At 66.1% G+C, this 25,264-nt stretch carries 19 protein-coding genes; 8 read left to right on the top strand and 11 right to left on the bottom strand.

The features are described 5' to 3' along the window. Positions 1-70 precede the first annotated feature (70 nt). The 3 genes from AB4Y82_RS14670 to bufA2 all read right to left on the bottom strand — a co-directional run bounded on the left by AB4Y82_RS14670 (position 71) and on the right by bufA2 (position 2,047). Complete coding sequence (locus AB4Y82_RS14670) at positions 71-862, bottom strand: HvfC/BufC family peptide modification chaperone (protein WP_441602846.1); 792 nt, start codon at positions 860-862, stop codon at positions 71-73. Further along, positions 859-1,701, bottom strand: a complete 843-nt coding sequence (gene bufB, locus AB4Y82_RS14665; protein ID WP_441602847.1) for an MNIO family bufferin maturase — start codon at positions 1,699-1,701, stop codon at positions 859-861. The genes AB4Y82_RS14670 and bufB overlap by 4 nt, the downstream gene beginning before the upstream one ends. 61 nt (positions 1,702-1,762) lie before the next feature. Then, a complete protein-coding gene (gene bufA2, locus AB4Y82_RS14660; protein ID WP_441602848.1) occupies positions 1,763-2,047 on the bottom strand; it encodes a BufA2 family periplasmic bufferin-type metallophore in 285 nt (94 codons plus the stop codon). A gap of 276 nt (positions 2,048-2,323) precedes the next feature. On the opposite strand from bufA2, the gene AB4Y82_RS14655 reads away from it, so the two are divergent. From AB4Y82_RS14655 to AB4Y82_RS14645, 3 genes are read left to right on the top strand one after another with little or no spacing between them, the layout of a single operon-like run. Continuing rightward, positions 2,324-2,827, top strand: coding sequence for a DoxX family protein (locus AB4Y82_RS14655; protein WP_441602849.1), 504 nt, complete (start codon positions 2,324-2,326; stop codon positions 2,825-2,827). 27 nt (positions 2,828-2,854) lie between these two features. Continuing rightward, entirely contained in the window at positions 2,855-3,241 is a 387-nt protein-coding gene (locus AB4Y82_RS14650; protein ID WP_441602850.1) for a thioredoxin family protein, read from the top strand. Then, complete coding sequence (locus tag AB4Y82_RS14645; protein WP_441602851.1) at positions 3,241-3,969, top strand: cytochrome c biogenesis CcdA family protein; 729 nt, start codon at positions 3,241-3,243, stop codon at positions 3,967-3,969. Before AB4Y82_RS14650 ends, AB4Y82_RS14645 begins: the two co-directional genes overlap by 1 nt. A 15-nt stretch (positions 3,970-3,984) precedes the next feature. Here the strand turns inward: AB4Y82_RS14645 and AB4Y82_RS14640 are convergent, their stop codons facing one another. The 4 genes from AB4Y82_RS14640 to AB4Y82_RS14625 all read right to left on the bottom strand — a co-directional run bounded on the left by AB4Y82_RS14640 (position 3,985) and on the right by AB4Y82_RS14625 (position 11,692). Further along, positions 3,985-4,656 carry a MarC family protein gene (locus AB4Y82_RS14640; protein WP_441602852.1) on the bottom strand — a complete coding sequence of 224 codons (672 nt, stop codon included), beginning with the start codon at positions 4,654-4,656 and terminating at the stop codon, positions 3,985-3,987. A 110-nt stretch (positions 4,657-4,766) separates the two neighbouring features. Then, positions 4,767-5,633 carry a ribonuclease H-like domain-containing protein gene (locus AB4Y82_RS14635; protein ID WP_441602853.1) on the bottom strand — a complete coding sequence of 289 codons (867 nt, stop codon included), beginning with the start codon at positions 5,631-5,633 and terminating at the stop codon, positions 4,767-4,769. Beyond that, positions 5,630-8,050: a DEAD/DEAH box helicase gene (locus tag AB4Y82_RS14630; RefSeq protein WP_441602854.1), complete on the bottom strand. Its 2,421-nt coding sequence runs from the start codon at positions 8,048-8,050 to the stop codon at positions 5,630-5,632. Before AB4Y82_RS14630 ends, AB4Y82_RS14635 begins: the two co-directional genes overlap by 4 nt. A 75-nt stretch (positions 8,051-8,125) precedes the next feature. Then, positions 8,126-11,692, bottom strand: coding sequence for an autotransporter domain-containing protein (locus AB4Y82_RS14625; protein WP_441611433.1), 3,567 nt, complete (start codon positions 11,690-11,692; stop codon positions 8,126-8,128). Between the two features lie 238 nt (positions 11,693-11,930). Here AB4Y82_RS14625 and AB4Y82_RS14620 point away from each other — a divergent pair, with 238 nt between their 5' ends. From AB4Y82_RS14620 to AB4Y82_RS14600, 5 genes are all read left to right on the top strand, one after another. Continuing rightward, on the top strand, positions 11,931-12,596 hold the full coding sequence (locus tag AB4Y82_RS14620; protein WP_441611431.1) for a response regulator: 666 nt from the start codon (positions 11,931-11,933) through the stop codon (positions 12,594-12,596). Beyond that, on the top strand, positions 12,593-13,999 hold the full coding sequence (locus tag AB4Y82_RS14615) for an ATP-binding protein (protein ID WP_441602857.1): 1,407 nt from the start codon (positions 12,593-12,595) through the stop codon (positions 13,997-13,999). The genes AB4Y82_RS14620 and AB4Y82_RS14615 overlap by 4 nt, the downstream gene beginning before the upstream one ends. Before the next feature lie 87 nt (positions 14,000-14,086). Then, positions 14,087-15,427, top strand: a complete 1,341-nt coding sequence (locus tag AB4Y82_RS14610; RefSeq protein WP_441602858.1) for a TolC family protein — start codon at positions 14,087-14,089, stop codon at positions 15,425-15,427. Further along, on the top strand, positions 15,424-16,470 hold the full coding sequence (locus AB4Y82_RS14605) for an efflux RND transporter periplasmic adaptor subunit (RefSeq protein ID WP_441602859.1): 1,047 nt from the start codon (positions 15,424-15,426) through the stop codon (positions 16,468-16,470). Before AB4Y82_RS14610 ends, AB4Y82_RS14605 begins: the two co-directional genes overlap by 4 nt. Continuing rightward, a complete protein-coding gene (locus tag AB4Y82_RS14600) occupies positions 16,467-19,502 on the top strand; it encodes an efflux RND transporter permease subunit (RefSeq protein WP_441602860.1) in 3,036 nt (1,011 codons plus the stop codon). The genes AB4Y82_RS14605 and AB4Y82_RS14600 overlap by 4 nt, the downstream gene beginning before the upstream one ends. 24 nt (positions 19,503-19,526) lie before the next feature. Here the strand turns inward: AB4Y82_RS14600 and AB4Y82_RS14595 are convergent, their stop codons facing one another. From AB4Y82_RS14595 to AB4Y82_RS14580, 4 genes are all read right to left on the bottom strand, one after another. Continuing rightward, positions 19,527-21,374, bottom strand: coding sequence for a tetratricopeptide repeat-containing diguanylate cyclase (locus AB4Y82_RS14595; RefSeq protein WP_441602861.1), 1,848 nt, complete (start codon positions 21,372-21,374; stop codon positions 19,527-19,529). Continuing rightward, positions 21,371-21,667, bottom strand: a complete 297-nt coding sequence (locus AB4Y82_RS14590; protein ID WP_441602862.1) for a hypothetical protein — start codon at positions 21,665-21,667, stop codon at positions 21,371-21,373. Before AB4Y82_RS14590 ends, AB4Y82_RS14595 begins: the two co-directional genes overlap by 4 nt. A 489-nt stretch (positions 21,668-22,156) precedes the next feature. Continuing rightward, the gene (locus AB4Y82_RS14585) at positions 22,157-22,936 is read right to left on the bottom strand and encodes an alpha/beta fold hydrolase (protein ID WP_441602863.1); all 780 of its coding nucleotides are present in this window, start codon (positions 22,934-22,936) and stop codon (positions 22,157-22,159) included. 721 nt (positions 22,937-23,657) lie between these two features. Next, the gene (locus AB4Y82_RS14580; RefSeq protein WP_441602864.1) at positions 23,658-25,214 is read right to left on the bottom strand and encodes a S53 family peptidase; all 1,557 of its coding nucleotides are present in this window, start codon (positions 25,212-25,214) and stop codon (positions 23,658-23,660) included. Positions 25,215-25,264 lie beyond the last annotated feature (50 nt).

The following is a 25,264-nucleotide window of genomic DNA, read 5'->3' as shown; positions in this document are numbered from 1 at the left end:
CTTCCGGCGGGTCTCATCAAGGACTTCGCCGCCGGTAGGCTGCCGGTTACATCGCCGATTGGATGACCGCTTAGAGGGCTGATCCTCCTGGCAGGGCCAGCTGTCCGATCAGCCCATCGCCCAGCCACTGCGCCAGCAGGGCGGCCATGCGGGGCAGGTCTGAATCGCCATGACGCTGGGCGAGGCGTTCGCACAGTTGCGCAAAGGTGTCGCCATGGAGGGCGCCGAGCAGTGCAGGCAATTCGCGCGTTTCAACCTGCCGGTAGCGCACGTCCAGCGCCGGCCGCCATACCAGCAGATGACGTGGCCGGCGCCAACGCCGCAACGCCGGACGAGGCTCGCCCCGGTCGGCCGCACGCCGGAACGCATCGATATTGCAGGTACTGCGCAGCAGATGCGCGTGCGGCAGAGGATGCAGCCGCAATGCCGCCCATCCCTCGGGCGCGATGCCCGCCAGTTCGGCGGCGCTGACCGTGCCATGGTCGGCTGCGTCGAACGCGGTGGAAATGCCCCAGTCCAGTCGCGCCATCTCGGCCAGTTCGGGCCGGTCACGCCATGGCGCCGTGCGGGTGAGAAACCCGGCGAGGCCTGCGCCATGCCAGCGAATATTGAAGTGCGTGGAGGGATGCGCGGCCACGTAGTCGTCCAGCAGCCCGGCGAAGCGTCGCCCGGACAGCAGGGCCAGACCGGGAAACTCCGTTGCCAGCGCCTCGCGCAGACGCATGCGATAGCCATGCTGGTAGATGGCGAGCCGGCTCGACTCGTCGGCCCTGTCGTCACCGCGCAACGAGCCGGGCAAGGGCGTGCCGCCCGCCAGCATCGCATCGGCCAGTTGCAGCTGCAGGGCGCGCAGATCGCTCACGCGGCTTCCTGCATCAGCGCGTCGGCCAGCGACCTGGCATGGTCGAGTTCCACCAGCAGCTCGGCGAGCGGAGGAATGTGGTCGTCGCGCTCGATCATGGTCGACACGCGACCGAAGCGCCGCACGGCCTCCACGTAGAGATCCCACACGGCATCGACCACGGGTGCATCATGCGTGTCGATCAACAACTCGCCGCCGTGCTCGTGGCCGGCCAGATGGAATTGCTGCACGCGTGCAGGCGGCAGGCCGTCGAGATAGTCCAGCGCGGCAAACCCATGGTTGTGCGCGCTCACGTGCACATTGTTGATGTCGAGCAGGATGAGGCAATCGGCACGCTCGGCGACGGCGGCGAGAAACTCCCACTCGGTCAACTGCGACTGCGCAAAGCTGATGTAGCTCGACACGTTCTCCAGCAGGATGCGCCGCCCCAGCTTGTCCTGCACGCGGCGCACGCGGTCCACCACATGCACCAGCGCTTCCTCGGTGTATGGCAGCGGCATCAGGTCGTGCAGGTTGACCCCGTGCACGCCGGTCCAGCACAGATGATCGGAGATCCAGGCAGGTTCGACGTGTCGCGCCAAGGCCGCAAGCTGGTCGAGATAAGCCATGTCGAGTGGATCGGTGCCGCCGATGGACATCGACACGCCGTGCATCACCAGCGGGAAACGCTCGCAAAAACGCTCCAGCCAGCGCAGCGGCCGGCCTCCGGGAACCAGATAGTTTTCCGAAACGATCTCCAGCCACTGGACGTTGGACGGTTCGTCGATCAGCGTTTCGTAGTGATCGACGCGCAGGCCGAGACCGAAGCCCAGATAAGGCAGCTGGCGGGAAGTGGGCATGGCGTTTCTCGCGATAAAAAGCGCGGGGCTTTCGAGCGGGCCGAAAGCCCCGCGATCAAGCTCAGGAGGCCTTGGCGGCTGCCTGGGCGGCGTCACATTCCTGCTGGCTCTTCTGCATGGTGAAGCCCTGGCCCTTGCAGGCGTTCTGGCCCTTGCAGGCATTGCTGGCCTGCTTGCAGGCGCCATGGCCCTTGCAGGACGACGAGTTCATGCACTTCACGCTGGCGGTATCGGCCGACTTGCTGCCGTCGGTCTTCTCGGCCGCCGAAGCGGACATCGTGGTGACGGCGAACAGGCCGGCAACCATCATCGCCATGGCGGCGCCGTTGAGCTTGTTGGTCTTCATGGAAACACTCCTGACAGGTGGACGGCCGCTTGCTGGCGGCTTGGATGGACAACGTCGGGCCCGGACACCATGGCCAAGCACTGCCGACTTCAGCATTCTCGACAGACGGCCAGCCGCGCGCTGTCCCCACGCGTCTCCCTTTTGTGCCCGATCGTCCGGCGATGGAGGTGTCGCGCAGGACCGGACGGCGGGCAAGAAAGCATGGACGACCAGCCATGGCGGCGATCGCCAGCGCTTCGCATGATGCCCGCACCTCAATCCCCGGAAGCTGACGTCATGCGCCCCTACCTCGCCGACAAGGCAACGCAACTGCTCGCATGGCTACAGCGCATCGAATGGCTCGGGCCCTTGGTGGTGCGCGTGGTATTCGGTTACTTCTGGCTGGAAACCGGCATCGCCAAGGTGCACAACCTCGATGGCTTCACCCAGCGCTTCGTCGGCTGGGGCATTCCCTTCCCGGCGTTCAGCGCGGTACTGTCCGCGTGGACGGAATTGCTCGGCGGCCTGCTGATCATGCTCGGCCTGTTCACCCGCCTGGTGTGCATCCCCATGCTCATCAACATGGCGGTGGCCGTGGTGCTGGTCGTATCGGCCAACCTCACGGGCCTGGATGACTTCGTGGAAGCCGACGAGATCGTCTACAGCCTGATCTTCTTCTGGCTGCTGATCAGCGGCCCGGGCAAGGCCAGCCTCGACACGCTGCTGGCGCGGGCGCTGGGAATTCGCACCGCATCCGAGGCGACACCGTCAGCGCGCATGGCCATCCCTGTCATCGACTGACGGTGGGGCACAGGAGTCTTCGTGATCATGAAAACCAAGTTTCACCGATGGATGTTCGGCACGCTGTTGCTGGCGCTGGCCGGCACCACAGCCGCCGCCGAAGTGCCTTTCGACCAGGCGTCCTATGTGCGGACGCTGGCCGCGGGCAAGCCCGTCGTGGTGTACCTGCACGCCGACTGGTGTCCGACCTGTCGCGCGCAGCAACCCATCGTGGATCGCCTGTCAAAGGAACCACGGCTAAAGGATGTGACCATCTACGTAGCGGACTTTGACAAGGAAACGGCGCTGGAGAAATCGCTCAAAGTCACGCAGCAATCGACGTTCGTGGTTTTCAAGCAGGGCCACGAGGTAACGCGCTCCACTGGCCAGACGACAGAGCCTGCCATTCGCGCGGTGCTTGAGCAGGCGCTCTGATGGATTTTGGTCTGGGCACTTATGTGCTGGGTTTCCTGGCCGGCATGGCGACGCTGTTGTCGCCGTGTGTGCTCCCCATCCTGCCGATCCTGATCGCATCGGCGCTGTCCCGGCATCGGTGGGGCGTCGCGGCGCTGGCATTGGGCTTGAGTCTTTCGTTCGCGTTGACCGGAACCCTGCTCGCCACGCTCGGTGCTTCGATCGGCCTGGAGGCTGGCACCTTGCGCGTTGCGGCCGCGGTGCTGATGGTGGTGTTCGGCCTGGTGATGCTGTTGCCGCCGCTGCAGCGTACGTTTGCGCGTATCACCGCGCAGCTGGGCAACCGAAGTCAGCAGGCGCTGGGTTCGGTGCGTGGCGAAGGCGGCTTCAGCCAGTTCCTGATCGGCTTGCTGCTGGGACTGGTGTGGAGTCCTTGCGTGGGGCCGACCCTGGGTGCGGCGACCACGCTGGCGGCACAGGGCACGCATCTGGTGCAGATCGCGCTGTTGATGCTGGTGTTTGGCCTCGGCGCCGGACTGCCACTGCTGGCGCTGAGCACGGTGTCAGGCGCCGCCATGACACGCATGCGCGGCTCACTGATGTCGGCGGGCAGCGTGGCCAAATCGCTGCTGGGTGCCTGCTTCGTGGTGATCGGCGTGCTGGTGATCAGCGGCCTGGACCGCCGCTTCGAAGCACTGGTGCTTTCGGTCAGCCCGGATTGGCTGACTCGCCTGACCACGTCGCTATAAGGTGCTTGCGCAACGCTAGCGCCACTTCACCGATGCCAGCAGGTCCGACAACCCCACCCACAACAGCTGCATGCCGATGCAGAAGGTGACCAGCGCAAACAGGCGCATCACGATCTTGGTGCCGCCGGAGCCCAGCCATCGCTCCAGCGTGTCGGCGAAGCGCATGCAGATGTAGATGCTGGCGCATAAGACCACCAGCGCAGCGGCGACGCCGAGGAAGTGGACGGCCGACAAGCCATCCTTCGGCGAGCTGGTACCAAGCGCGATGGCCACCGAGATGGAGCCCGGACCCACCATCAAGGGCAGGGTCAGCGGGTAGAAGGTCTTGGCGGCCAGCGATCCGCTGCGCGAGCCGGGGTTCACTTCCTGCGCCTTCTCGTTGGCGGCATCGTCATCGTCGGGCTTTTGCAGCAGGTTCCAGCCCGCCACCGCGATGATCATGCCGCCCGCCACGCGCAGCACCGGAATGGAAATGCCGAAGAAGGTGAGCACGTAGGCGCCCATCAGCAGCGACACCAGCAGGATGGCGAAGCTGTTGGTGGTGACGCGCCAGGCCAGTTCGGTGCGTTCGGCAGCCGTAGTGTTGGGCACCATGCTCAACACGATGAAGGCCGAGCCGATCGGGTTGATGATCGGGAACAGGCCCGTGATGAGCAGCAGGGCGGTCTGGGTGAAATCTCTCAGCATGCTCGCAGCTCCCCGGGGCAGGCTTGCGGTGGGATCACGATGTGTGGCGCACCGGGCCCGCTGGCAGCCCGCGGGGAAAACCTAGCATGTCGATCCGCCGACCGCGCCCCTCATGCCTGCGTGTTTGCCTCGTCGGGTGTCGCGAAGCGGTGAAGGATGCCGCCCAGGCTGCGCAGATCCTGGCTGTTGTGCCGCGCCACGCGATGCAGCGCCTGCGCCGAACCGCCGCGCAAATAGCCCAGCCACGCGGCCGGCGCTTCGGAGCCGGGCAGGTCGTCCTCGCGCACGACCTGCAGCAGTTGTCGCTCGGCGGTGGCCAGGCGGCAGTTCTCCCAGGCACCGCGCCAGCGGCGCCGCACGGGGTGGAGCAGGTCGATATGCGCCAATCCTTCGAGCGGACACGCACGGTGGTGCAGGCGAAAGCGCGTCTTGAGCAAGGGCGAGTCGTACGACTTGCCGTTGTAGCTCACCAGCACCGCATCCGGACGCAGCCACGACGCGAAGCAATCGAGCATGGCCGCTTCGCCGGCCAGCGTGGTGATCAGCAGCTGGCGTTCGCGAAAGCGGCCTTCATGCCAGTCGCCCACGCCGATCATGAAGGCGCGTGTGCCGGTGCCGCCGGCCAGTCCAGTGGTTTCCGTGTCGAACAGCACCAGTCGTTCCGCGGCGATCTCTTCGTCGACGCGCGCAAACGCGGCATGGAAGGCAGGCGGTTCGGGCGGCCACGCGCTGCTCGTTTCGCACAGCTGCAGGCCGGGTGCGATGGTCTGCCCGGGTAGCGACGAGGGTTCGATGCTTGCCTTGCGTCGTGGCGTGGCGGCCGCGCCTTGCGTGCGCTGGCGGATGCCGAGCAGCTGCGCGATGTTGTCCGGCAACGCGGGACGCGGCTTCGCCGGCACAGCCACGGCGGCGGGTGCGGGCGGCACCACGCCGGCCTGGCGACGCAGGCCGCGCAATTTATCGGCCAGCGCGCTCATAGGGCGACGATCAGGTCGAGCACACGCGTAGCGAGCGATTTCAGCGAACGCTCGTTCTGTTCGTCCGCGGCCAGCACCGGGCCAACGCAGGCAGGACAGCCGCCGCGGCAATCGCAACGACGCACCAGTTCGCGCGCGAGGCGCACCAGATCTTCGCGTCGCTCATACAACGGTGCGCTGAGTCCCACGCCACCAGGAAAGGCGTCGTAGAGATACAGCGTGGGCACGAAGGGGCCGCTCATCGATGGCTCGCCCTCGCCGAAGCCCGAGCGAAGCTGCGCGCGACCGTTGGCGTCCGGCGTGGCGAACCACGCACCGTCGCCGCTACCCACGGCCTTCTGCAGGTCGCGCGCTTCGGCCGTCACCGCCACCGTCGCCACGATATGCAAGGCATGCGCCGCCGCTAGGAAACCGTCGAGCGCCTCCTGGCGATGATCGAACGCCTGTTCCAGCGCGCGTTGCGGCAACTGCCACCACACGGCGGTGGTATGCAGTTCAAGGTCGGGCAGGTTCACCGGGCCGTAGCCGATATTTTCGTGGGTGTAATAGCGGATCTTCTTGTAGCCCGCCACGCGGCGCGCTACATGCACTTCGCCGTGATGCGCACTGCCATTGCCGGCCGGCGAGCCATCGAATGCCTCCAGCACTTTGAGCTTGGTGTAGTCGATGGCGTCGGTGTAGTAGTCCACGTTGGTACGCGTGACGAAGGCCTTGCGGCCGTTCCAGTCCAGCCGCTCCACCTGGTAGGGCACCGACTGGATCATATGGATGGCGCCCTCGTACAAGGTGAGCGAGGCCGCGCTGAAGTCCACCTCCGCCACGATGGTCTGGCGACCATCGGTACGATCCACCACCACGAAGTTGCCGTCGGCCACCGAACGCAAGGACACCGCGTTGGCGGGGTAACTATCGGCGATCCATTCGAAGCGCTCGCCTTCCTGATGCAGCACGCCTTCTTCGGCAAGCACCTGCAGCCATGGCGTGGCGTCCTGCGGGCCGAACAGCTCGCCGTCGCGGAAGGGCAGCTCGAAGGCGGCGCAGCGGATGTGATCGAGCAGGATCAGCGGCTGGTCGGCGGCGATGCGCGCATGTTCCGGCGTGGCGTCCTGGAAGAATTCCGGATGACGCACCAGATACTGGTCAAGCGGATCGCTGCTGGCGACAAGCACACCGAGCGAGGCCTGCTGGCGTCGACCCGCGCGACCGAAACGCTGCCAGGTGGCGGCGACGCTGCCGGGATAGCCGTTGAGCACCACCACGTCGAGCGCACCGATATCCACGCCCAGTTCCAGCGCTGAGGTGCTGACGATGCCATCCACCTGTCCCGCCCGCATCTCACGCTCCGCCGCGCGACGTTCGGTGGGCAGATAGCCGCCGCGATAAGCGCGAATGCGCGGCGCCTTGCGCGGATCGCTGTCGAACACGTCCTTCAAATACTTGGTGAGCACTTCCACCATCAGCCGCGACTGCGCGAACACCAGCGTCTTCAGTCCCGCCCGGATCGCTGTGCGCGCAATGCGGTTGGATTGCGAGCGCGCCGAGGCACGCAGGCCCAGATCCGCATTGACCACCGGCGGGTTCCACAGCAGCACATGTTTCTCGCCCACCGGAGCACCGCTTTCGGTAATCGCGGTGACTGGTTGTTCGATCAGCGCGCTCGCATGCTCCGCTGGATTGCCGATGGTCGCCGAGCACAGGATGAACTGCGGCGTCACCCCGTAGAAAGCACACACGCGCTGCAGGCGGCGCAGCACGTTGGCCACGTGCGAGCCGAATACGCCGCGATAGGTATGCACCTCATCGATCACGATGTAGCGCAGGTTCTCGAAGAACTGCGCCCACTTGGTGTGATGCGGCAGGATCGCCTGATGCAGCATGTCCGGATTGCTCACCACGATGTCGCCATGCAGGCGGATCGCCTGGCGCGCATCGCCCGGCGTGTCGCCGTCGAAGGTGAAGGCTTTGACGCCGAGGTCGCCGGCCTGGTTGAGTTCCAGCAGCTCCGCCACCTGATCCTGCGCCAGGGCCTTGGTGGGAAACAGGAACAACGCCTTGGCGCGCTGGCGGATCGCTGCGCTGATCACCGGCAAGGTGTAGCACAGCGATTTGCCCGAGGCGGTGGGCGTGGCAATCACTACATGCTCGCCCGCAGCGGTGGCATTCCATGCCTGGGCTTGATGCGCATAGAGCTGATGGATACCGCGTGCTCGCAGCGCCTGGGCAAGTGCTGGCGGCATGTCGCCGGGTAGCGGAGCGAATTGACCCTCCCGTCCCGGGAGGACGAACGAGCCGGTGATGCGGTCGCCGTAACGTTTGGCAAGCCGCCGGGCGAGCTGGTCGCCGCCGGAAACGGGTGCAGCCAGCGCACCGTCGCCGCGCACCGCGCGTTGGGCCATGGGGTTAGGCAAGGCGTTCATCGGTGCGCTCCATCGGGGGATGGCATTGCACCCGCAGGCCGTCTCAATCCCTGAGACGGCCCGGTGCGGCGTGGCTTAGAACATCCAGGTCAGGCTCATGCGGGCCGCCTGGTCGTTCGCCCGGCTGGCGAACTGGCCGTTGTAGCTGGCATCCACCGTGACGTTACGCGACAAGGCGAAGCTCAGCCCGCCGGTGAAGGCTGCCGCATTGCGAGCCACCGGCACGCCATCGACGGTGTAGGCCAGGTTGCCGTTGGCAAAGCGCAACGCGCTGCTGGTGGCAGTGTCACCCCAGGCGTGCTGCCAACCCAGGCTGAAGTGCGCACGCAGGCCGCCGCTGGCATCCAGCGCAAACGCGCTGCGCAGGCCGAGCGTGGCATAGGTGGACGAATCGGTCTGCGCATTCGCGTCCAGCGCCGCGGCGCCATCGCCTTCGCTGGCGGCATCCGTGTGCAGACGCACATAGGCCACATTGAGGAAGGGCGAGAACGTCGCGGCCGGCGTGCCGAACGCGTAGCTCGCGTCGATATAGGCCTGCCCGGTGTTGCCGTCGTACTCGCTGTTGTAGCGTTCGTTGAAGGTGTCGAAGGCCACCGAGCGATGGCTGTCCACCGTCTGCCAGCTATACGCCACCGCGCCCTGCAACTGGAAGGCGTCGGCATGCAAACCGCCGTATACACCCAGGTGCGTGCCGGTGGTGTGCGACGACGAACCCAAGGCATCGACATTCGCGCTGTTCTGGCCAAAACCCGCCACCGCACCGATGCGTGCCTGCGAACCCAGCAACATGTCCGCACCGACCAGCAGGCCGCTGCCGTTCGCTTGCAGGCGCGAGGCATTGCCGTCGCCATCGTGATTGCCCCAATGGCCCCAACCGGCGGTCCAGGCGGATACGCCGTTGTCGTTGGTGGCACTGGTTCCGGTGGCGCTGTTGTTGAGGCCAAGCAGGTGATCGTTGATCGCGTCGCGCACGTAGCGGCTATCGTCCATCAATGCGGTGCGTGTGCTGGCGTAGATCTCGCCGGAGAGCTGGTCATACGCATGGCGCGCCGTTGCTGCGTCAGCCATCACCACGGCGTTGTACAGGGCGCTATTCCAGCCCAGCGCTTCGACCGCCGTGGCCGTGGCGCGTTCGTTCGGCGTCTGTGCGACACCGGCGAAGCTTACGTCGTTGCGCTCCAGCGACAGCGTCACGCTGTTGGCGCCATAGGCCAGCGTGGGCGTGAGGAAGGCGAGATTGCTGCTGGCCGAAGCAAACTGCCCAGTGATGCCCTGCGTGGCGGTGAGGATGGTGTAGTCGGTGCGCGAAGCCCAGTTGCCCGTCGTACCCAGCACCACCGTGCTGCCGGCGATGCTGGCCTTGCCGTTGACGGTGAGCAGGTCGGCCTGGCCGGTGGGCGCCGCATCGATCACCAGCGCGCCGTTGGCAGCCTGCGTGTAATTGCCGTTGATGGTGAGGGTGCCGATCGAGCCACCCGGCTGCAGCATGCCGTTGTTGGTGACATTGCCCACGATGGTGCCGTGACCGCGCAGGGTACCGCCCGCGGCCACCTGCACATTGCCGCCCAGCGTCGCAGACGCATTGCTCGCATCGCCAACTTCCAGCGTGCCGGCCTGCACCGTGGTGGTGCCGGCAAAACTGTTCTTGCCGTCGAGCACCAGCATGCCGCTGCCGCTCTTGGTGAACGAGCCCGTGCCGCTCAGCACGCCGTTGTAGATGCCGTCGCTGGCCTGGTCGAACACCAGCGCCGCGTTGTTGGTGATATTGCCCTGCAGGCTGGCGGTACTGCCCAGCAGCGTGCCGCCACTGATGGTGGTGCCGCCGCTGTAGCTGTTCGCGCCGGTGAGGGTGAGCGTGCCGCTGCCGGTCTTGTTAATGCCGAAGCTGCCACCAATGACGCCCGACTGCGTGGCCGCATCGCTTCCATCCACATCGAGCGTCGTTGCACCTTGCAGGCTGATCGCATTGGCGAGGTTGATGCCGTTGCGATAGACCAGCGTCGGCGCCGCGGCCACCAGCGTGCCGGTGCCGATCGCGCTGCTGTTGCCCAGCACCAGGGTGCCGCCGCTGACCGTGGTGTTGCCGCTGTACGTACTGGCGCCGTTGAGCGTGGTGGTGCCGGCGCCGATCATCACGCTGGCAAAGTTCGCGATGGAACCGGCATAGCTGAAGCTGTTGCCGGCGCCGGGCGCAATGGTCAGCGTGCTGCTGCCGGTGCCGCCATTGATATTGCCGTTGATCACTGCCGAGCCGCCCAGGATCTGCAGGCTGCTGTTGCCGCTGCCCAGATCCACCGCCAGGTTGCTGCTGTCGGCCGTGATGGTGCCGTAGTTGATCACGGTGGCGTTGTTGCCGCCGGTGTAAACCGCCGCTGCCGTGCCGCCGCCTTCCAGCGTGCCGCCGGCAAGGTTGGTGATGGTGACGGTGAAGGCGTTGGCAGCGCCGGTCACGGCGATGGCGGAGTCGCTCTGGCCGCGGATCAGTCCGCTATTGGTGACGCTGGTATTCCCATAGATGCCCTGGGTGGGAATCGACGCGTCGGTGGTCGGGTCCTTGTCCAGGCCGGCCAGGGTGATGCCGCGGCCCGTGCCGGTGTTGACGGTGCCGTCGCCATTGGTCGCCGAGTTGTCGCCTTCGATGGTGCCGGAGTTGACGATGGTGCCGCCGCCCACGGTCACGCCTTCGCTGGTGTCGTTGTACGCATGCAGCGACTTGATCGTGCCGGTGTTGGTGATGTTGACCAGGCCATCCACGTCGACACCGTCGCCGTCGCCATTCACGCCGTTGCCGGTGATCGTGCCGTGGTTGACCACGGTCACCACTTCGTTGGCGTTGAAGCCGTCGATATTGATGCCCGAGCCGTTGTCGCCCTGGATGGTGCCGCCGAGGTTGTTGGTCACCGACAAGGTGTACGCGCCGCTGGTGGTCACATCCGTGTTGCCGCCGGTAATGCCGTGGCGCGCGCCTTCGATGGTGCCGGTGCCGGCCACGCTGGCCGAACCGGTGGTGGCATTGACGATGGTGATGCCGCTATTGCTCTGCGCATCGATGCCATCGCTGCCGTCGGTGCTGCCCGCTGCGTTGGTCGATTTGATCAGGCCGTCGTTGTAGACAAAGCCGTTGACGCCGGGACGCACGGCGTCCGCTTCGTACGCGTCGATTTCACCGCTGGCGTAGTTGTACAGCTTATTGCTACCGGTGGTGATCGCATTGAAGTCGATCGCCTGGGCGCCACCGAGTGACGCATTGGACGAAACCAACTTGCCGTAGTTGTAGAACACGACGCTGCTGCTCGCCTTGTTCATCTGGATGACGTCGTTGTCCGCCGTCTGCATCAACGCGCCCACACCGTTGGTGACGGTGAGCGTGAGGTTGCCGGTGTTGTCGCGGATGGCGCGGCCGGTGGTCGTATCGATCAGGCTGCCGTTGTTGGTGATCGTGCTGCTGCCGGTCACGGTGACGGCGACCGCCGTGCTGCCGCCGATCGACAGCGTGCCGGTGGCGTCGATGGTGCCCGTCTGGCCCGCGGCGAGGGTCTGTGCGGTGTTGGAGGTTTGTCCGGCGGTGATCTCGAACGTGGCGGCGTGGGCGGTATCGACCAGCGCGAGCAGGATTCCGGCGACGAGCAGCTTCTTCTTCATGGGGCCCCCTGTGGCGTAAGCCCGCAAGTGTTGCGATGGCATTGCGTAAGACCCATGACAGCTTGGCTACGCCGTCCGGCCCTTTCCTTAGCGTTGTCTTAGAGAGCCTTCGCGGCCAGCCGCAGGCGTCTGACCTGGCAGAGAAAAAATCAGGCGGGACAGTCGCTTAAGTGTTTCCTAAGGCGCATGACCGATAATCCCGGCGTACATCGCCAGCAGGGCGAAGGAGCGTCAGGTCGTGCACATTCTTCTGGTCGAGGACGACGCGCAGCTGGGAGCGGCGATCCAGCGCGCCCTGGAACGGCTGAGCTATACGGTGTCGTGGCTGCGCGACGGCCGTTCGGCGCTCAACGCCATGCGCGATCGCACCGCCGACCTGGTCTTGCTTGATCTGGGCCTGCCCGGTCGCGACGGTATCGAAGTGCTGGTGGAGGCGCGCCGCGCCCATGTGGATACGCCCGTCCTGGTGATGACGGCGCGCGACGGGCTCACCGCGCGCGTCGATGGTCTGGATGCCGGCGCCGACGACTACCTCACCAAACCCTTCCATGTGGAAGAACTGGCTGCACGCATCCGCTCGCTCACCCGCCGCATGCGCGGCCTGTCGGTGAACCGTATCGAAGTGGGTGCGCTGAGCCTGGACGTGGGCACTTCAGAGGTGACCTTTCGCGGCGAGGCGGTCGACCTCACCCGCCGCGAATTCGCGCTGCTGCAGGCGCTGATGGAAGGCGCCGGCCGCCTGGTGCGGCGCGAGAGCCTGGAGAATTCCCTGTACGGACTGGATCACGTGGTGGGCAACAACGCACTCGAAGTACTGGTGCATTCGCTGCGCCGCAAGCTGAGCTTCGAGACGGTGCGCAACGTGCGTGGTTTCGGTTACATGATTCCGCAGGATCCCAAGTGAGCCGCGGCAGTTTGCGCGGACGTCTGCTCTGGTTGGTCCTCGGCGTTCTCGCGGTGGTGCTGGTGCCCTTGGCGATCTACAGCCTGCGTCGCACCACCAATGAAGTGAACGAGCTTTCCGATGGGCGCCTGGCGCAATCGGCGCGCACGCTGCAGACCTTGATCAGCGAGATCGGGCTGCCTGCCCTGCAACGCCGCAACGCCGAAGCAGGCGTGGTGGTGCCGATCACGGCGCGCTCCACCCAGGAGCTGGTGCTGCATGGCCACACCTATGAGTCCGAAGTCGGCTTCCAGGTGTTTGACCGCGACCATCGCCCGCTCCTGGTGACCGGCAATCTCACTGCCTTGCCGCCGCCCGACACCGCCAAGCCCGGTTTCAGGAATCTGCGCTACGGCAATTATCGATGGCGCCTGTTCACCCTGCCGCCGACCGCCGATGGCGTGGTCGTGCGTGCGGCCGAGCGCTATGACAGCCGTGCCGACATCCGCACTGCGCTGTGGATCGAGCATGGCCTGCCGCCGCTGATCGCGCTCCCCGTGCTGGCCTTGCTGGTGGGCTGGGCCGTGCGGCGCGGGTTGCGTCCGCTGGATGCGCTCGCGGAAAAACTGGCCGCGCGCAAACCGGGCAGTCGCGACACGCTCGACGTCGCCGACGCGCCGCGCGAACTTGAGCCGGTGCTCGCTGCACTCAACAGCCAGTTCACCCAGCTCGAGGAGGCGCTGGAGCGCGAGCGCCGCTTCAGTGCCGACGTGGCGCACGAACTGCGCACGCCGCTGGCCTCCACCATGATCAACCTGGAGAACGCCGAGGCCAGCCGCGATACGCGCGAAGCCGACGTGGCCCTGGCCGGCGCGCGCGAAAGTCTCGCTGCGCTGGCGCGCCGGGTGGAACAGCTGCTGTCGCTGGCGCGCCTGGAGGCGAGCTCGCGCGCCGAGCAGAACAGCGATATCGACCTGCTGGCGGTCGCGCGCAATGTCATCGAGGAACTCTCATCGCTGATCGGCGACTCCGATGTGGAACTGGACGTGGCCCTGGCCGATGGCACGCTGATCGTGCACGGCCACGAAGTGGCGCTGGCCGCGCTGCTGCGCAATTTGCTGGAAAACGCGCTGCGCCATGTGCCGCTGGGCGGCCAGGTGCGGCTCAGCATCCAGCGCGAGCAGGACCAGGCCGTGATCGACGTGATCGACAATGGCGAGGGTATTCCCCCGGAACGCCGCGCGGCCGTTTTCACCCGCTTTCACCGCGAGGCCGGCAGTCAGGGCGAGGGCTACGGGCTGGGACTTTCCATCGTGCAGCGGGCGGCGCAATTGCACGATGCGTCGATCCAGCTGCTCGATTCGCCCTATGGCCGCGGCCTGCGCGTCTGCGTCCGCCTGCCGCTGGGCGACTGCCGCGCCTGAGTCCGCGAGATCCTGGCGGCGCTTACAAAGTGAACGCTAAGCCAGTTTCGCTAGGGTATGGACTCCCTACTCATGCCTGGATTGTTGGTGTCTTCTCTGTCTGCCAAGCATCGCAGCTTCGCGGCCATCGCCTTGGCCATGTGCCTGGCGGGCTGCGCCACCAGCCAGCCCAAGCCGCTGCCGGAACAGGCCGCTTCCGCGTCATCGCTGTCGCAGCTGCAAGGTTATGACGCCGCCGCGCTGCCGCTGGACATGGCCGCGGTCGAGCGCCTGGTGCTGCTCAATAATCCCGACCTCAAGACCCAGCGCGCCCGGCACCAGGCGGCGCAGGCGCAGCGGCTGCAGGATGGCGTGCTGCCCAATCCCACCGTCGGCGGCAGCATCGGCTATCTGCTGTCGGGTCCGGGTGACGCGACGGCCTGGACGGCCTCGATCAGCCAGGACATCGCCTCGCTGATCACCCTGCGTCCCCGCCGCGAGGCGGCGAAAGCCAGCGCCGATGAAGTCGACGCCGGCCTGCTGTGGGAGCAATGGCAGACCGTGGGCAAGGCGCGCCTGCTGGTGATCGATCTGGTCGAAGGCCAGCGGCAGATCGCGCTGCAGACGCAGGCACTGCAGGCCCAGGCGGAGCGCGAATCGCGTATCGCCAAAGCCGTCCGCGATGGCAACCTCGAGCGCGTGGCGGTGGCTTCCGATCTCGCCGCTGCCGCCGAGGCACGCAGCGCACTGAGCGACATGCAGCGCCGCCAGCTCGACCAGCAACAGCAGCTCCATGCGCTATTGGGTCTGCAGCCGGGCGTCGTGCTGCCGCTGGCGACAAACTTGCCATCCGCCCAGGTGGACCCCGCGGCGATCCGCACGCAGTTCGACAGCGTGAGTCGTCGCCGGCCGGACCTCGTTGCTCTGCAGCTGGGCTATCAGGCCCAGGAAGCGAACTTGCGCGCCGCCGTGCTGGCGCAGTTTCCGCCGCTGGCGATCGGCTACGACGCCTCGCAGGACAATAGCCGGGTGCGCAATGGCGGCCCCGCGGTGAACTTCACGCTGCCGATCTTCGATCACAACCAGCACAACGTGGCGATGGCCCGCGCCACCCGCGACCAGCTGCACCAGGAATACACCACGCGCCTGGCGACTTCGCACGACGACGTCGAAGCGCTGCTGGCGCAATACGCACAGCTCGATGCGCAGCATCAGGCGCTTACTCCCGCTACCGACGACGCCGTGCACGCTGCCTCTGAGGCCGGCCAGGCGGCGCAAGCCGGCTTGATCGACCTGCGCAACGTCACCGATCTGCGCGTGGCCGCCCTCAACCGGCAATTGGCGCAACTGGCGACCGAGCAGGCCATGCTCGAACAGCAGGCTGCACTGGAATTGCTGGTCGGTCGCGGCATGCCGACTTCTCTCGAACAGGATGTGATGGCCCCATGAGTTACCGACAGCCATGGATCGCTGCGGCGCTGGCCGCGTTTGTTTTGGCCGCCTGCTCCAGCAGCGAAGCACCGGACGAAACGGCCGTGAGCGCCGCGGTCACCACCGTGCCGCTGAAGCAGGGCAGCGTGGCCGATACCGTGACCGCCTACGGCAGCGCCGGTCCGGCCGCCGATGCCGCGCAAGTGATCAGCGTGCAGGCCGCGGGTCGCGTGACGCGCTGGAACGTCACGGCGGGTGAGTCGGTGAAGCGTGGACAGTCCCTGCTTGCCTTCGCACTGGCGCCCTCGTCGGTGGCGGCCTATCAACAGGCGCTGACGGCGCAGAAGTTGGCCCAGGCGCAGCGTGCCCATACCGCGCAGCTGCTGTCGCAGCAACTCGCCACCCGCGATCAGCTCGAGCAGGCCGAAAAGGCCTTGCAGGATGCGCAGTCCAATCTCGATGCACTGGTGCAGCAACAAGGCCGCAGCGCCACCATGGATGTCACCGCGCCGTTCGATGGCACGGTGGTGACGGTCGACGCACCGCAGGGCGACAACCTGCAGGCGGGTGCCGCCTTGCTCACGCTGCAGCGTGGTGACGGCATGGTCGTCACGGTCGGCGTCGAGCGCGATGCGATGACGCGCGTGCAGGTCGGCGCGAAGGCGGATCTTGCGCCCATCGATGGCGGTGCCGCCATGCACGGCACGGTGCGCCGCGTGGCCCATGCGTTGGATGCGCACACGCATCAACTCAATGTGGAGATCGTGCCCGATGGCGCACTGGTCAGCGGTGAGGGCTTCCGCGCCGACATCATCGTGGGTCAACGGCAAGGCTGGCTGTTGCCGCGTGATGCGGTGCTGGGCGACGACGCGGATCGCCATGTCTTCCAGGTGGCGAACCACAAGGCGGTGAGCGTGCCGGTCAAGGTGCTGGGCGAGACGGACAGCATCACCGTCGCCAGCGGCGCACTCGACGCCAAGCTGCCGCTGGTTACTGAAGGCGCGACGCAGCTGGACGACGGCATGGCCGTGCGCCTGCCGACGGAACAGGCCAAGCCATGAGCTTGCCGACACTCTTGGCGCGGCACGCGCGTGCCATCGTCATCGTGGCTTTCGCACTCGCGCTGGCGGGTCTGGCCAGTTCGCTCACGCTGCCGGTGGGGCTGTTCCCGCAAGTGTCGTTTCCGCGCGTGGTGATCGATCTCGACGCCGGCGACCGGCCGGCGGACCAGACCGCGCTGCTGCTGACGCGGCCGGTGGAAGAGGCGATCCGCACGGTGCCGGGTGTGGCCGGTCTTCGATCGGAAACCACGCGCGGTTCGGCACAGATCTCGGTCGACTTCGGCTGGGGACGCGACATGATCGCCTCCACTCTGCAGGTGGATTCGGCCATTGCACGCGTGCTGCCGAGTTTGCCCGCGGGCGCCAGCTACAACGTGCGCCGCATGGATCCCACGGTGTTTCCCATCATCTCCTATGCGCTGCAGTCGGACAGCATGTCGCCGGTTGCGCTGCGTGATCTCGCGCAATACCAGATCGTGCCGTTGCTGGCGTCGGTCGAGGGTCTCGCGCGCGTCGACGTGCAAGGCGGCGAAACCGCCGAAGTGCAGGTGGAGGCCGACCCGCGCAAGCTCGCGCAATACGGTCTGAGCCTGGACGACCTGGCCACCGCCGTGAGCGGCGCCAACCAGCTGGAGGCCGTCGGTCGGCTGCAGGATCGCAATCAGCTTTATCTCGTCGTCGCCGATCACTCGCTGCAACACATCGAAGCGATCCGCAAGATCATCGTGAAAAACGATGCGCACGGCTGGGTGCGATTGTCGGATGTCGCCACGGTGCGCGATGGCTACGTGCCGCAATGGATCAAGGTGAGCGAGGACGGCAAGCCTGCCGTGCTGTTCAACGTGTTCGAGCAGCCGGACGGCAATGCGGTGCAGATCGCCAGCGAAGTACGCGCGCGGCTGGCCTCGTATCGACTGCCCAAGGGCGTGACGCTCAAGCCGTGGTACGACCAGAGCGAGCTGGTGGTGGAGTCCGCCCATAGCGTGCGCGATGCGGTGTTGATCGGCCTGCTGCTCGCCGCGGTGGTGCTCTTGGTATTCCTGCGCAATCTGCGGGTGACCCTGATCGCGATGCTGGTGGTGCCGGTGACGCTGGCCGTCACGGTGTTGCTGCTGCAAGTGTTCGGCATGAGCTTCAACATCATGACGCTCGGCGGCATCGCGGCTGCCGTCGGCCTGGTGATCGACGATGTGATTGTGATGGTGGAACACGTCGCGCGACGAGCGGGCACGCTGGATGGCGGTGGCGAAGCCGTCGTTTTGCCAGCGGCGCGAGAGTTCCTCGCACCACTGACTGGATCAAGCCTCGCCACGCTGATCGTGTTCGTACCGCTGGGTCTGCTCAGCGGCGTCACCGGCGCCTTCTCCAAGGCGCTCTCGATTACCATGGCCAGTGCGCTGGCCGTCTCGTGGCTGGTGACCGCGTTCGTGGTGCCGCCGCTGTTGCGGCGCTGGATCGACTTTCGACACTGGCATGATCCGGGGCTCGATCACGAAAGCTGGCTGTCGCGTTCGCATGCGCGCCTGTACGACGCGTTCGCGCGCCGCCCGGCGTGGCTGCTTGCGTTCGTCGTGCCGCTGCTGGTGATCGGCGGCGTGGCTTACACGCACGTGACCACGGGTTTCATGCCTTCGGTGGACGAAAGCGGCTTCGTGATGGATTACTACACCAAGCCCGGCACCTCCTTGCCCGAAACGGCGCGGCAGGTCGCGCAGATCGAAGCCATCCTGCATGCGATGCCCGAAGTGGACACGTTCTCCCGCCGTCTCGGCACCGGGCTGGGCGGCGATCTGGGGCAGTCGTATCACGGCGACTTTTTCGTGCGGCTGAAACCCGATCACGCGCGTGCCACCGAGGACGTGATGAGCGACGTGCGCGAACACGTGGAGCACGAGGTGCCCGGTGTGGAGGTGGAGCTCGCACAGCTGATGGAAGATCTCATCGGCGATCTCACCGCCGTGCCGCAGCCGATCGAGATCAAGCTGTATTCGGCCGATCCGGACACGCTGGTGCCGCAGGCGCGACGCGTGGCCAAGGCGCTGGCCGATATCCCCGGCGTGGTGGAGATCAAGGATGGCCTGCAACTGGCCGGCGATGCCTTGAACGTGCGGATCGATCCCGACCGCGCCACGCTCGAGGGCATGACGGTGGCGGCGGTGACGCAGGCGATCAACAACGCGCTGACCGGCGTGGTGGCCACGCAGTTGCCGCAGGCCACCAAGAGCGTGGGCGTGCGCATCCGCATGCCGGACTCGATGCAGTGGCGGCTGCCGCAGCTGCTCGCCTTGCCGGTACGCGCACCCGACGGACATGTCTTTCCATTGAGCCGCGTCGCCAGTATCGCGACTGAAAACGGGCAACCGCAGATTTCCCGCGAAAACCTGCAGCAGATGACGGCGGTGACGGCGCGCATCGACGGCCGCGGCATGGGCGCTGCCGTGGCCGACGTCAAGAAACTGCTCGCGCAGCCGGGCATGCTCGATGCCGATACGCGCTACGAACTGGGCGGCCTCTACCAGCAGCAACAGATCGCCTTCCTCGGCCTGGGCAAGGTGTTTCTGATGGCGCTGGTGGCGGAATTCGTGCTGCTGCTGTTTCTCTACGGCCGTGCCGGGCTGGCCCTGGTGGTGATGGGTTGCTCGTTGTTCTCGGCCACGGCGGTGTTCATCGCGCTATGGCTGTGCGGCGTGGACCTCAACATCACCGCGATGATGGGCATGACGATGATCATCGGCATGGGCACGGAGATGGCGATCTTCTACGTGTCCGAGTACGTCACGCTGTCGCGCGAGCTGCCGCCGCTGCAGGCTTTGCGCCTGGCCAGCCGCGATCGCCTGCGACCGATCACCATGACCACGCTCGCCGCGATTCTCACGCTGTTGCCGCTCGCGCTGGCCTGGGGGCAGGGTGCTGGCATCCAGCAACCGCTCGCCATCGCGATCATTGCGGGGCTCGCCTTGCAATATCCGTTGGTGCTGCTGGTGATGCCGACCCTGATCGGCGTGGTGGCAGGACATGCACGAAGGCGATGAGCGGCCACCAGCGCCGGCTGGTGCCTAGCTCGGAAGACCGGCGATGCCTTCGATCGGATGATCGTGGGGCGGCTCCGCCGCCGGCACGGTCGTGGGCACGATGCCCTCGGCATGCTCGCCGTAGATGACGCGGTTGCGGCCTTCGCGCTTGGCCTGGTACAGCGCGTTGTCGGCATCGATCATCAGCTGGCGCAATTCGTAGCCGCTGCGATCGGTAGACGCCACGCCAAAACTCGAGGTGATCACCACGTTGCGGGTCTCGCCCCACAGCGGGGTGGCGGCAATCGCCTGGCGGATGCGCTCGGCGCGTTCGCGCGCCTGCGACGCGCTGCAGTCAGGCAGGTACAACGCAAACTCTTCGCCGCCGAGGCGCCCGAAGATGTCGCGGCGATGCAGATGGTGCTGGCAGGCAGCGACGGCGCGCTTGAGCACCAGGTCGCCGATGACGTGGCCGTGCGTATCGTTCACTTCCTTGAAGTGATCCAGGTCCAGCAGGATCAGACACGAGGTGCGGGTGGCCTTGGCCGCCGCGCGCAACGCCAGTTCGGTCTCGTCGATGAAGTGCTGGCGGCTGTGGATGCCGGTGAGGCTGTCGCGTGTCGCCAGACGCTTGAAGCGCATCTGCGAGCGCTTGATGCGCAGCAGCCATAGCGCGATCGAGGCCACCACGGTGAGCAGCAGGGCGATATACAGCCGGCTGGTCTCCATGTCCTTGTGGTCGAGCTTGCGCTGCAGTTGCAGGATCTCGTTCTGCTTGTTGAGCGAATCGACCTGCACCTTGTTGGCCAGCAATTGCTGCCTGACCGTCTGATAGGCGATGGCGCGGGCGCTCACGTCGGTGAGATAGCCCTTGTCCGCATCCATGTACAACTTGTGGAGGTCGAGCGCGGCACGCGTGTTGCCTTCGCGTTCCTCGACCTGGTACAGCACCTGGTAGGCCGGCCCCAGTGAATCGGAGTATTTGTCCTTGATGGCTTCGGCAACGGCTTCGCCCGCGTATTTGCGCGCCGCCGTGGCGTCGCCCAGCTGCCAGTAAGCCTGCGCCAGCGTCACGTTGACCGCGTTCATCAGCACGCGATAGTGGTACGAGACGAATTCGTCGTAATGCGCCTGCAGCAGGGCGATGGCGTCCTTGGGGCGCCCCTGGTCGATCGCGTACTTGGCCTGGTCGTTGCGCAGCGAGTTGGCATACAAGGCCTGGTTGGCCTTGATGCACGTATCGATGCCGCGATCGTATTCGGGATCGGTGCCGCGCACCTTGCCTGCGCGGAACAGCACGCGCAGCTTGAACGCCATGCCCTGGCACGCGCGGTCGCGCAATTGGGGGTCATCCAGGATGCGCTGCGCGTAGCTGGACGCCAGGTCGAACTGCCCCGCCGCGGCAAGGAACTGCGCGCCTTCACCGAGTGCCTGGTAGCGGGCCTCCGGATCTTTCGCCGCCGGCATCAGATCCATCAGTACGCTCAGTTGGGTGAACGCTTCCTCGTAGTGCCGACTGAAGCCGAGGATGTTCACCAGCGTGGCCAGCGCGCGAACCTGCAGCGTGGTCTCGCCCGAGTGCGTGACGATGTCGTGCAGCGCCGGCCCGGCGACGTCGTAGCGACCTTCGAACGCCAGTTGCCAGGCATCGAGATAGCGCAAATGCCATTGCTGGTCGGAGGAAAGCTCGCTCGCGCGCTGGTCCAGTTCACCGAGCAGGCGCAGGAACTGGGCGTGGTCGGCGGTTTTGATCTTGTCGGCCTGCGCCAGCATCTGCACCGGATCTTGCGCAGGCGCAGCTGCGGCCGCGACGGCCGCACCTGCGTGCCAACCTGACAGCAGCACTGCCAGGATGATCGCCCGCCCGAAGTGGCCGGCGCGGAACATCGTCATGCTTTCTTGCTGGGCTTGGACGGGGGTGCGTCGCTCTCGCTCTCTTCGCCTTCCTCGCCTTCCTGCTCTTCTTCCTCTTCCTCGTCGGGGCGACGCGGCACGGTCTGGAAGCAGCACAGCGGTACGACCTTCAGCAGCGCATGAAGCTCTTCCACGTTGCGAGCCAGGATGGCTTCACCGGCGGTAGCCTCGATCTTTGCATCGGCCAGCGCCAGTGCGATTTCGTCCTTGGCGCCCTGAAATAAACGCGCGTCGCTGCCAAGCCTTTCCAGAAACTCGATCACGTTGGACATGCGGTTTTCCCCCCTAGCGGTTGATACGACGGCCACAACTTCCTTGCGCCTTGCGCGTGAACGGCGACGCTGCGCTTTTCCCAGGCGGAAGGAGCGGCAACGAGGTCTCGCTTGTTTTCCCCGATATCCCCACGCGACTGGCCGATTCGACTTTGCCCCTGGCTCGGCGCGATTTGTGATGATAGCGCTGTTTTTTGCTGGAAATGTGCAAGGTGAAGACGACGCCGGACCTGCGCCGGCTCGGCGTCGAGACAGACCGGGCCGCCGCGGATCGCATGTCGACTTAGATGCGGTGCGCGCCGGCGATGGCAGCGGTATCCGCCAGCGTGAGATCGGCCATGGACTTGGATCGATTCGATAGCATGCTTCGTTGGGCTTGGACATTCGGGCAGCAGTCGCTGCCCACGCAAACGAAGCTGGCGGCCTGAAGGCGAGCTTGGGCGACGTGCTCCAGCACCGAGGTGACCGGCAGGTTAGCGTCCGATTGTGTCATTGCGCGTACGAAGAGGTCCCCACGAAGGACATCACTTCGGCCAGGAAGGCGTCCGTATGTTCGCCATGCAGGCGATGCCCACTGCCGAACTGGCGGGTGACGGCGTGCGGAATCTGTGCGGCCAGCAGGGGCAGTCGCGCGCTGACCAGGCCGTCGTCATGGCTGGCCAGCAACAGGCACGGGGCGCGCACGCCGCCCAGGCGTGCCCACCATGCCGGCATCGGCGTGCGCAGTTCCGGCAGCACGGTACGGGCGGAGCGCACGTCGAATTGACGCAACAGCATCAGGCGCAGCAGTTTTCCTCCACCCAGCAGATGCAGGGAGCGCACCCAGGCGGGGCCGGGCCGGGCGGCTGCCAGGGCGGCGGCGTCCGCCATGTCGCGGGGTGGTACCGGGGCGGCTTCAATGATCAGGCGACGGATGCGCTCGGGCTGGCGAGTGGCCAGTTTCAGGGCCAGATGCCCGCCCAGCGAATGGCCGATAAGGTTGATGGCGCCCAGCCCGAGCGCATCGAGCAGGGCGCTCAAGTCCTCTTCGAAATCCATCAGCGAATAGGTGGGCGTCCACTGGCTGCGCCCGTGCCCGCGCAGGTCCGGGGCGATTACCCGGAAGCCCTGTCGCGCCAACGCTTCGGCGATGTACTCCCAGCTGCCGGACTGGCTCGCAAACGCGTGGATGAGTACCACTGGTTCGCCGCCCTCGTCACCGCACGAGCGATAGGCCAGCCGATGGCCGCGCAGCGGGAGGAAGCGATGCATCGACAGGCGGCTATCCAAGACATCCGGGCTCCACGGCGCGATGGTGGCAATGTCGCATGGCGACCGGCGATGCGGTAGCAGGAAAGTCGTTACTGGCTCGCTTCATATTGAGCTGGCTATGATCGGTCGGTCGACGGGGTGTCGGCAGCACAACATCGGTCAGGCCATGGAGAGGAATAGGGCGATGAAACAGCGAACGATTTTTGCGATGGGCTTGTGGGCTGGCGTTTTAATCGCGCCGGCATGGGCGCAGCAGGACACGCCGGCTCAGTCGGAGGCGCCCTACCATGAGCCCCTGAGCGCGGCGGCAAAGACACAAGCGCCTTCGGCGCCGACACTGGCAGCTCGCGCGTCGTTGCCAACCTTTGCAGTGCAGCCCACCGCGGCCCAGCGCGTCTCGCAGAACGCGATGACGTTTGCGGCCCTCACTGCTGTCTCGCTGGCAGCCCAAAAGCGGGGCAGCTTCCCGCCCCCTGCATCTGCGCCATCGCAGCCTTATCGCCCCGCTATGTCCGTGCCTGAGCCGGCAACCACCGAACGACTTTGCCCGCCCCTGGGTTCGCAGAACATGCCGGCGGCCTGCAACACCGACGCGATCGTGACGATGGAGCACCGCGGGCCCGGCGTAGCCGTCAAGCCCTGAGCACTTCAGTCGCTTGATCGGGACGCCGGTGACACTTCCAGCGAGTGCACTGGCGCGTTGCGCAACGTCGTGACTGCCGAGGTGTGATCACTGGCTTTACGTCGTGGGCGAGGTTCCGCTGCCCGTCTTCAGTTTGGCCAGTGCATCGAGCAGGGTCTGTCCCTTGGGCGTGCCCAGGCCCGTGCATGCATCCCACCCTTTGGCTGCCTTGAACTTGCCGTTGCTGCCCTGGGTGATGTCATGGAACGCGGCAAGTCCGATGCTGTAGAACGCCTCATGCGGATCGCCGATGTTCTGCCCCAGCTGCTGGTTGAAGCGCGCGATGAGGGCCGCCCACAGCGGCGCGACTGCGCTGGTGCCGCCGATCACCTCGTTCTGTCCGTCCACGCGCACCTGATAACCGGTATTGGGATCGGCGTCGCCCGCGACGTCCGGCGTGCCGCGCCCGACGAAGCCATTGGCGGCCTTGGGGACTTTCATCGCCTTCTGCCAGGCCGGCAGCGCAAAGCTCGCGCTGACGCCGCCACCGGTGGCGCCTTCGTTGGTGGCCAGTTCGTTCCACACGGTCTCGCTGGTGATCGCCGTGCCGCTGGCCACCAGCTTGGTGCCGCCGCAGGCGAGCGCATAAGGGCTGGAGGCAGGAAAGTCGACATGCGGCTTGCCATCGCTCTCGCCATCGGTAAAGCCGCTGTCGCCACAGGCGACGGTGACGGTAACGCCAAGCGCCGCGGCATCCTGCAGTGCGCTCTCCATGGCGTTGAGCGATGAGGCGGACCAGCTGTCTTCCGGGCCGCCCCAGCTGATCGAAATCACCGACGGCTGATGGGTGGCGTCGTGCGCGGCCTGCGAGATGGCTTCGTAGAATCCCTGGTCGGTATTGGGCGCAAAGTACACGTCGATGTTCGCGCCGGGCGCGAGCGCGCCAATCACTTCCACATCGAGCATGACCTCGCCGTCCGCATCGCCACCGGGCTGGCTGCTGCCGCCCTGCACGGATACCACGTTGACGGTGGGCGGCTTGATGCCCAGCGACTGCATGCATTGGGTGAAGTCGCTCTGCGTAAAACCGCCACCGAGTTCGATCACCGCCACGCTCTGGCCCGTGCCGTCGAGCTTCGCGGGAAACTGATACAGCGTGCCCAGTGCCACCGGCGTATAGGTTTGTGCGGGCTTGGCAGCGGGGCGACGGAAGTGCGGGCGCGCGATGGGTCGCTTGTCGAAGCCGAGCACCGCAATGACGCGGGACGAAATATCGCCGGGCAGCGACGGCGGCAGATGGCACCCCATCATCTCCGGGCCGCCATCGGGCATCTGATAACGCCCCAGTTGCACGCCGAACGCCTGTTGCAGCGCCTGCGGCGTGCCGCGCAGATGCATCACGCGACGATGCAGCTCGCAACTGGTTTCGGTGAGTCCGTGACCGCGTGCGAAATTGCGAATCGACTCGGCATCCGCCGGATCGGCGCCCCACTGCGCACCGAAATCCTCGCGCGGCACGGCGGCCTGGTGCGGCCACGCAGCGGGCGTCGGATGGTCGCCGCGGCGTCGCATCACCACCGTGATATCGATGGGATCCGTACCTTCATGCGGTCCCAGGTAACGGGCTTCATTGGCGAGCGGCCAGTGATGCTGCTGGACGGCGGGCGTACTCATGGTCTGACTCCTGCGGGGCGGCGGGCAGAGAGACTGCACTCTCAAATGTT

The organism is Dyella sp. 2YAF14, assembly GCF_052114725.1.
Classification (GTDB): Bacteria; Pseudomonadota; Gammaproteobacteria; order Xanthomonadales; family Rhodanobacteraceae; genus Dyella.
This window is presented reverse-complemented; position numbering and strand designations above follow the sequence as displayed.

Bases quoted from the DNA above. Each gene is read 5' to 3' on its own strand.
- AB4Y82_RS14580 (WP_441602864.1), bottom strand. From the start codon at position 25,214: ATGAGTACGCCCGCCGTCCAGCAGCATCACTGGCCGCTCGCCAATGAA.
- AB4Y82_RS14625 (WP_441611433.1), bottom strand. From the start codon at position 11,692: ATGAAGAAGAAGCTGCTCGTCGCCGGAATCCTGCTCGCGCTGGTCGAT.
- AB4Y82_RS14655 (WP_441602849.1), top strand. From the start codon at position 2,324: ATGCGCCCCTACCTCGCCGACAAGGCAACGCAACTGCTCGCATGGCTA.
- AB4Y82_RS14635 (WP_441602853.1), bottom strand. From the start codon at position 5,633: ATGAGCGCGCTGGCCGATAAATTGCGCGGCCTGCGTCGCCAGGCCGGC.
- bufA2 (WP_441602848.1), bottom strand. From the start codon at position 2,047: ATGAAGACCAACAAGCTCAACGGCGCCGCCATGGCGATGATGGTTGCC.
- bufB (WP_441602847.1), bottom strand. From the start codon at position 1,701: ATGCCCACTTCCCGCCAGCTGCCTTATCTGGGCTTCGGTCTCGGCCTG.
- AB4Y82_RS14605 (WP_441602859.1), top strand. From the start codon at position 15,424: ATGAGTTACCGACAGCCATGGATCGCTGCGGCGCTGGCCGCGTTTGTT.
- AB4Y82_RS14600 (WP_441602860.1), top strand. From the start codon at position 16,467: ATGAGCTTGCCGACACTCTTGGCGCGGCACGCGCGTGCCATCGTCATC.
- AB4Y82_RS14640 (WP_441602852.1), bottom strand. From the start codon at position 4,656: ATGCTGAGAGATTTCACCCAGACCGCCCTGCTGCTCATCACGGGCCTG.
- AB4Y82_RS14595 (WP_441602861.1), bottom strand. From the start codon at position 21,374: ATGACGATGTTCCGCGCCGGCCACTTCGGGCGGGCGATCATCCTGGCA.
- AB4Y82_RS14630 (WP_441602854.1), bottom strand. From the start codon at position 8,050: ATGAACGCCTTGCCTAACCCCATGGCCCAACGCGCGGTGCGCGGCGAC.
- AB4Y82_RS14650 (WP_441602850.1), top strand. From the start codon at position 2,855: ATGAAAACCAAGTTTCACCGATGGATGTTCGGCACGCTGTTGCTGGCG.
- AB4Y82_RS14645 (WP_441602851.1), top strand. From the start codon at position 3,241: ATGGATTTTGGTCTGGGCACTTATGTGCTGGGTTTCCTGGCCGGCATG.
- AB4Y82_RS14590 (WP_441602862.1), bottom strand. From the start codon at position 21,667: ATGTCCAACGTGATCGAGTTTCTGGAAAGGCTTGGCAGCGACGCGCGT.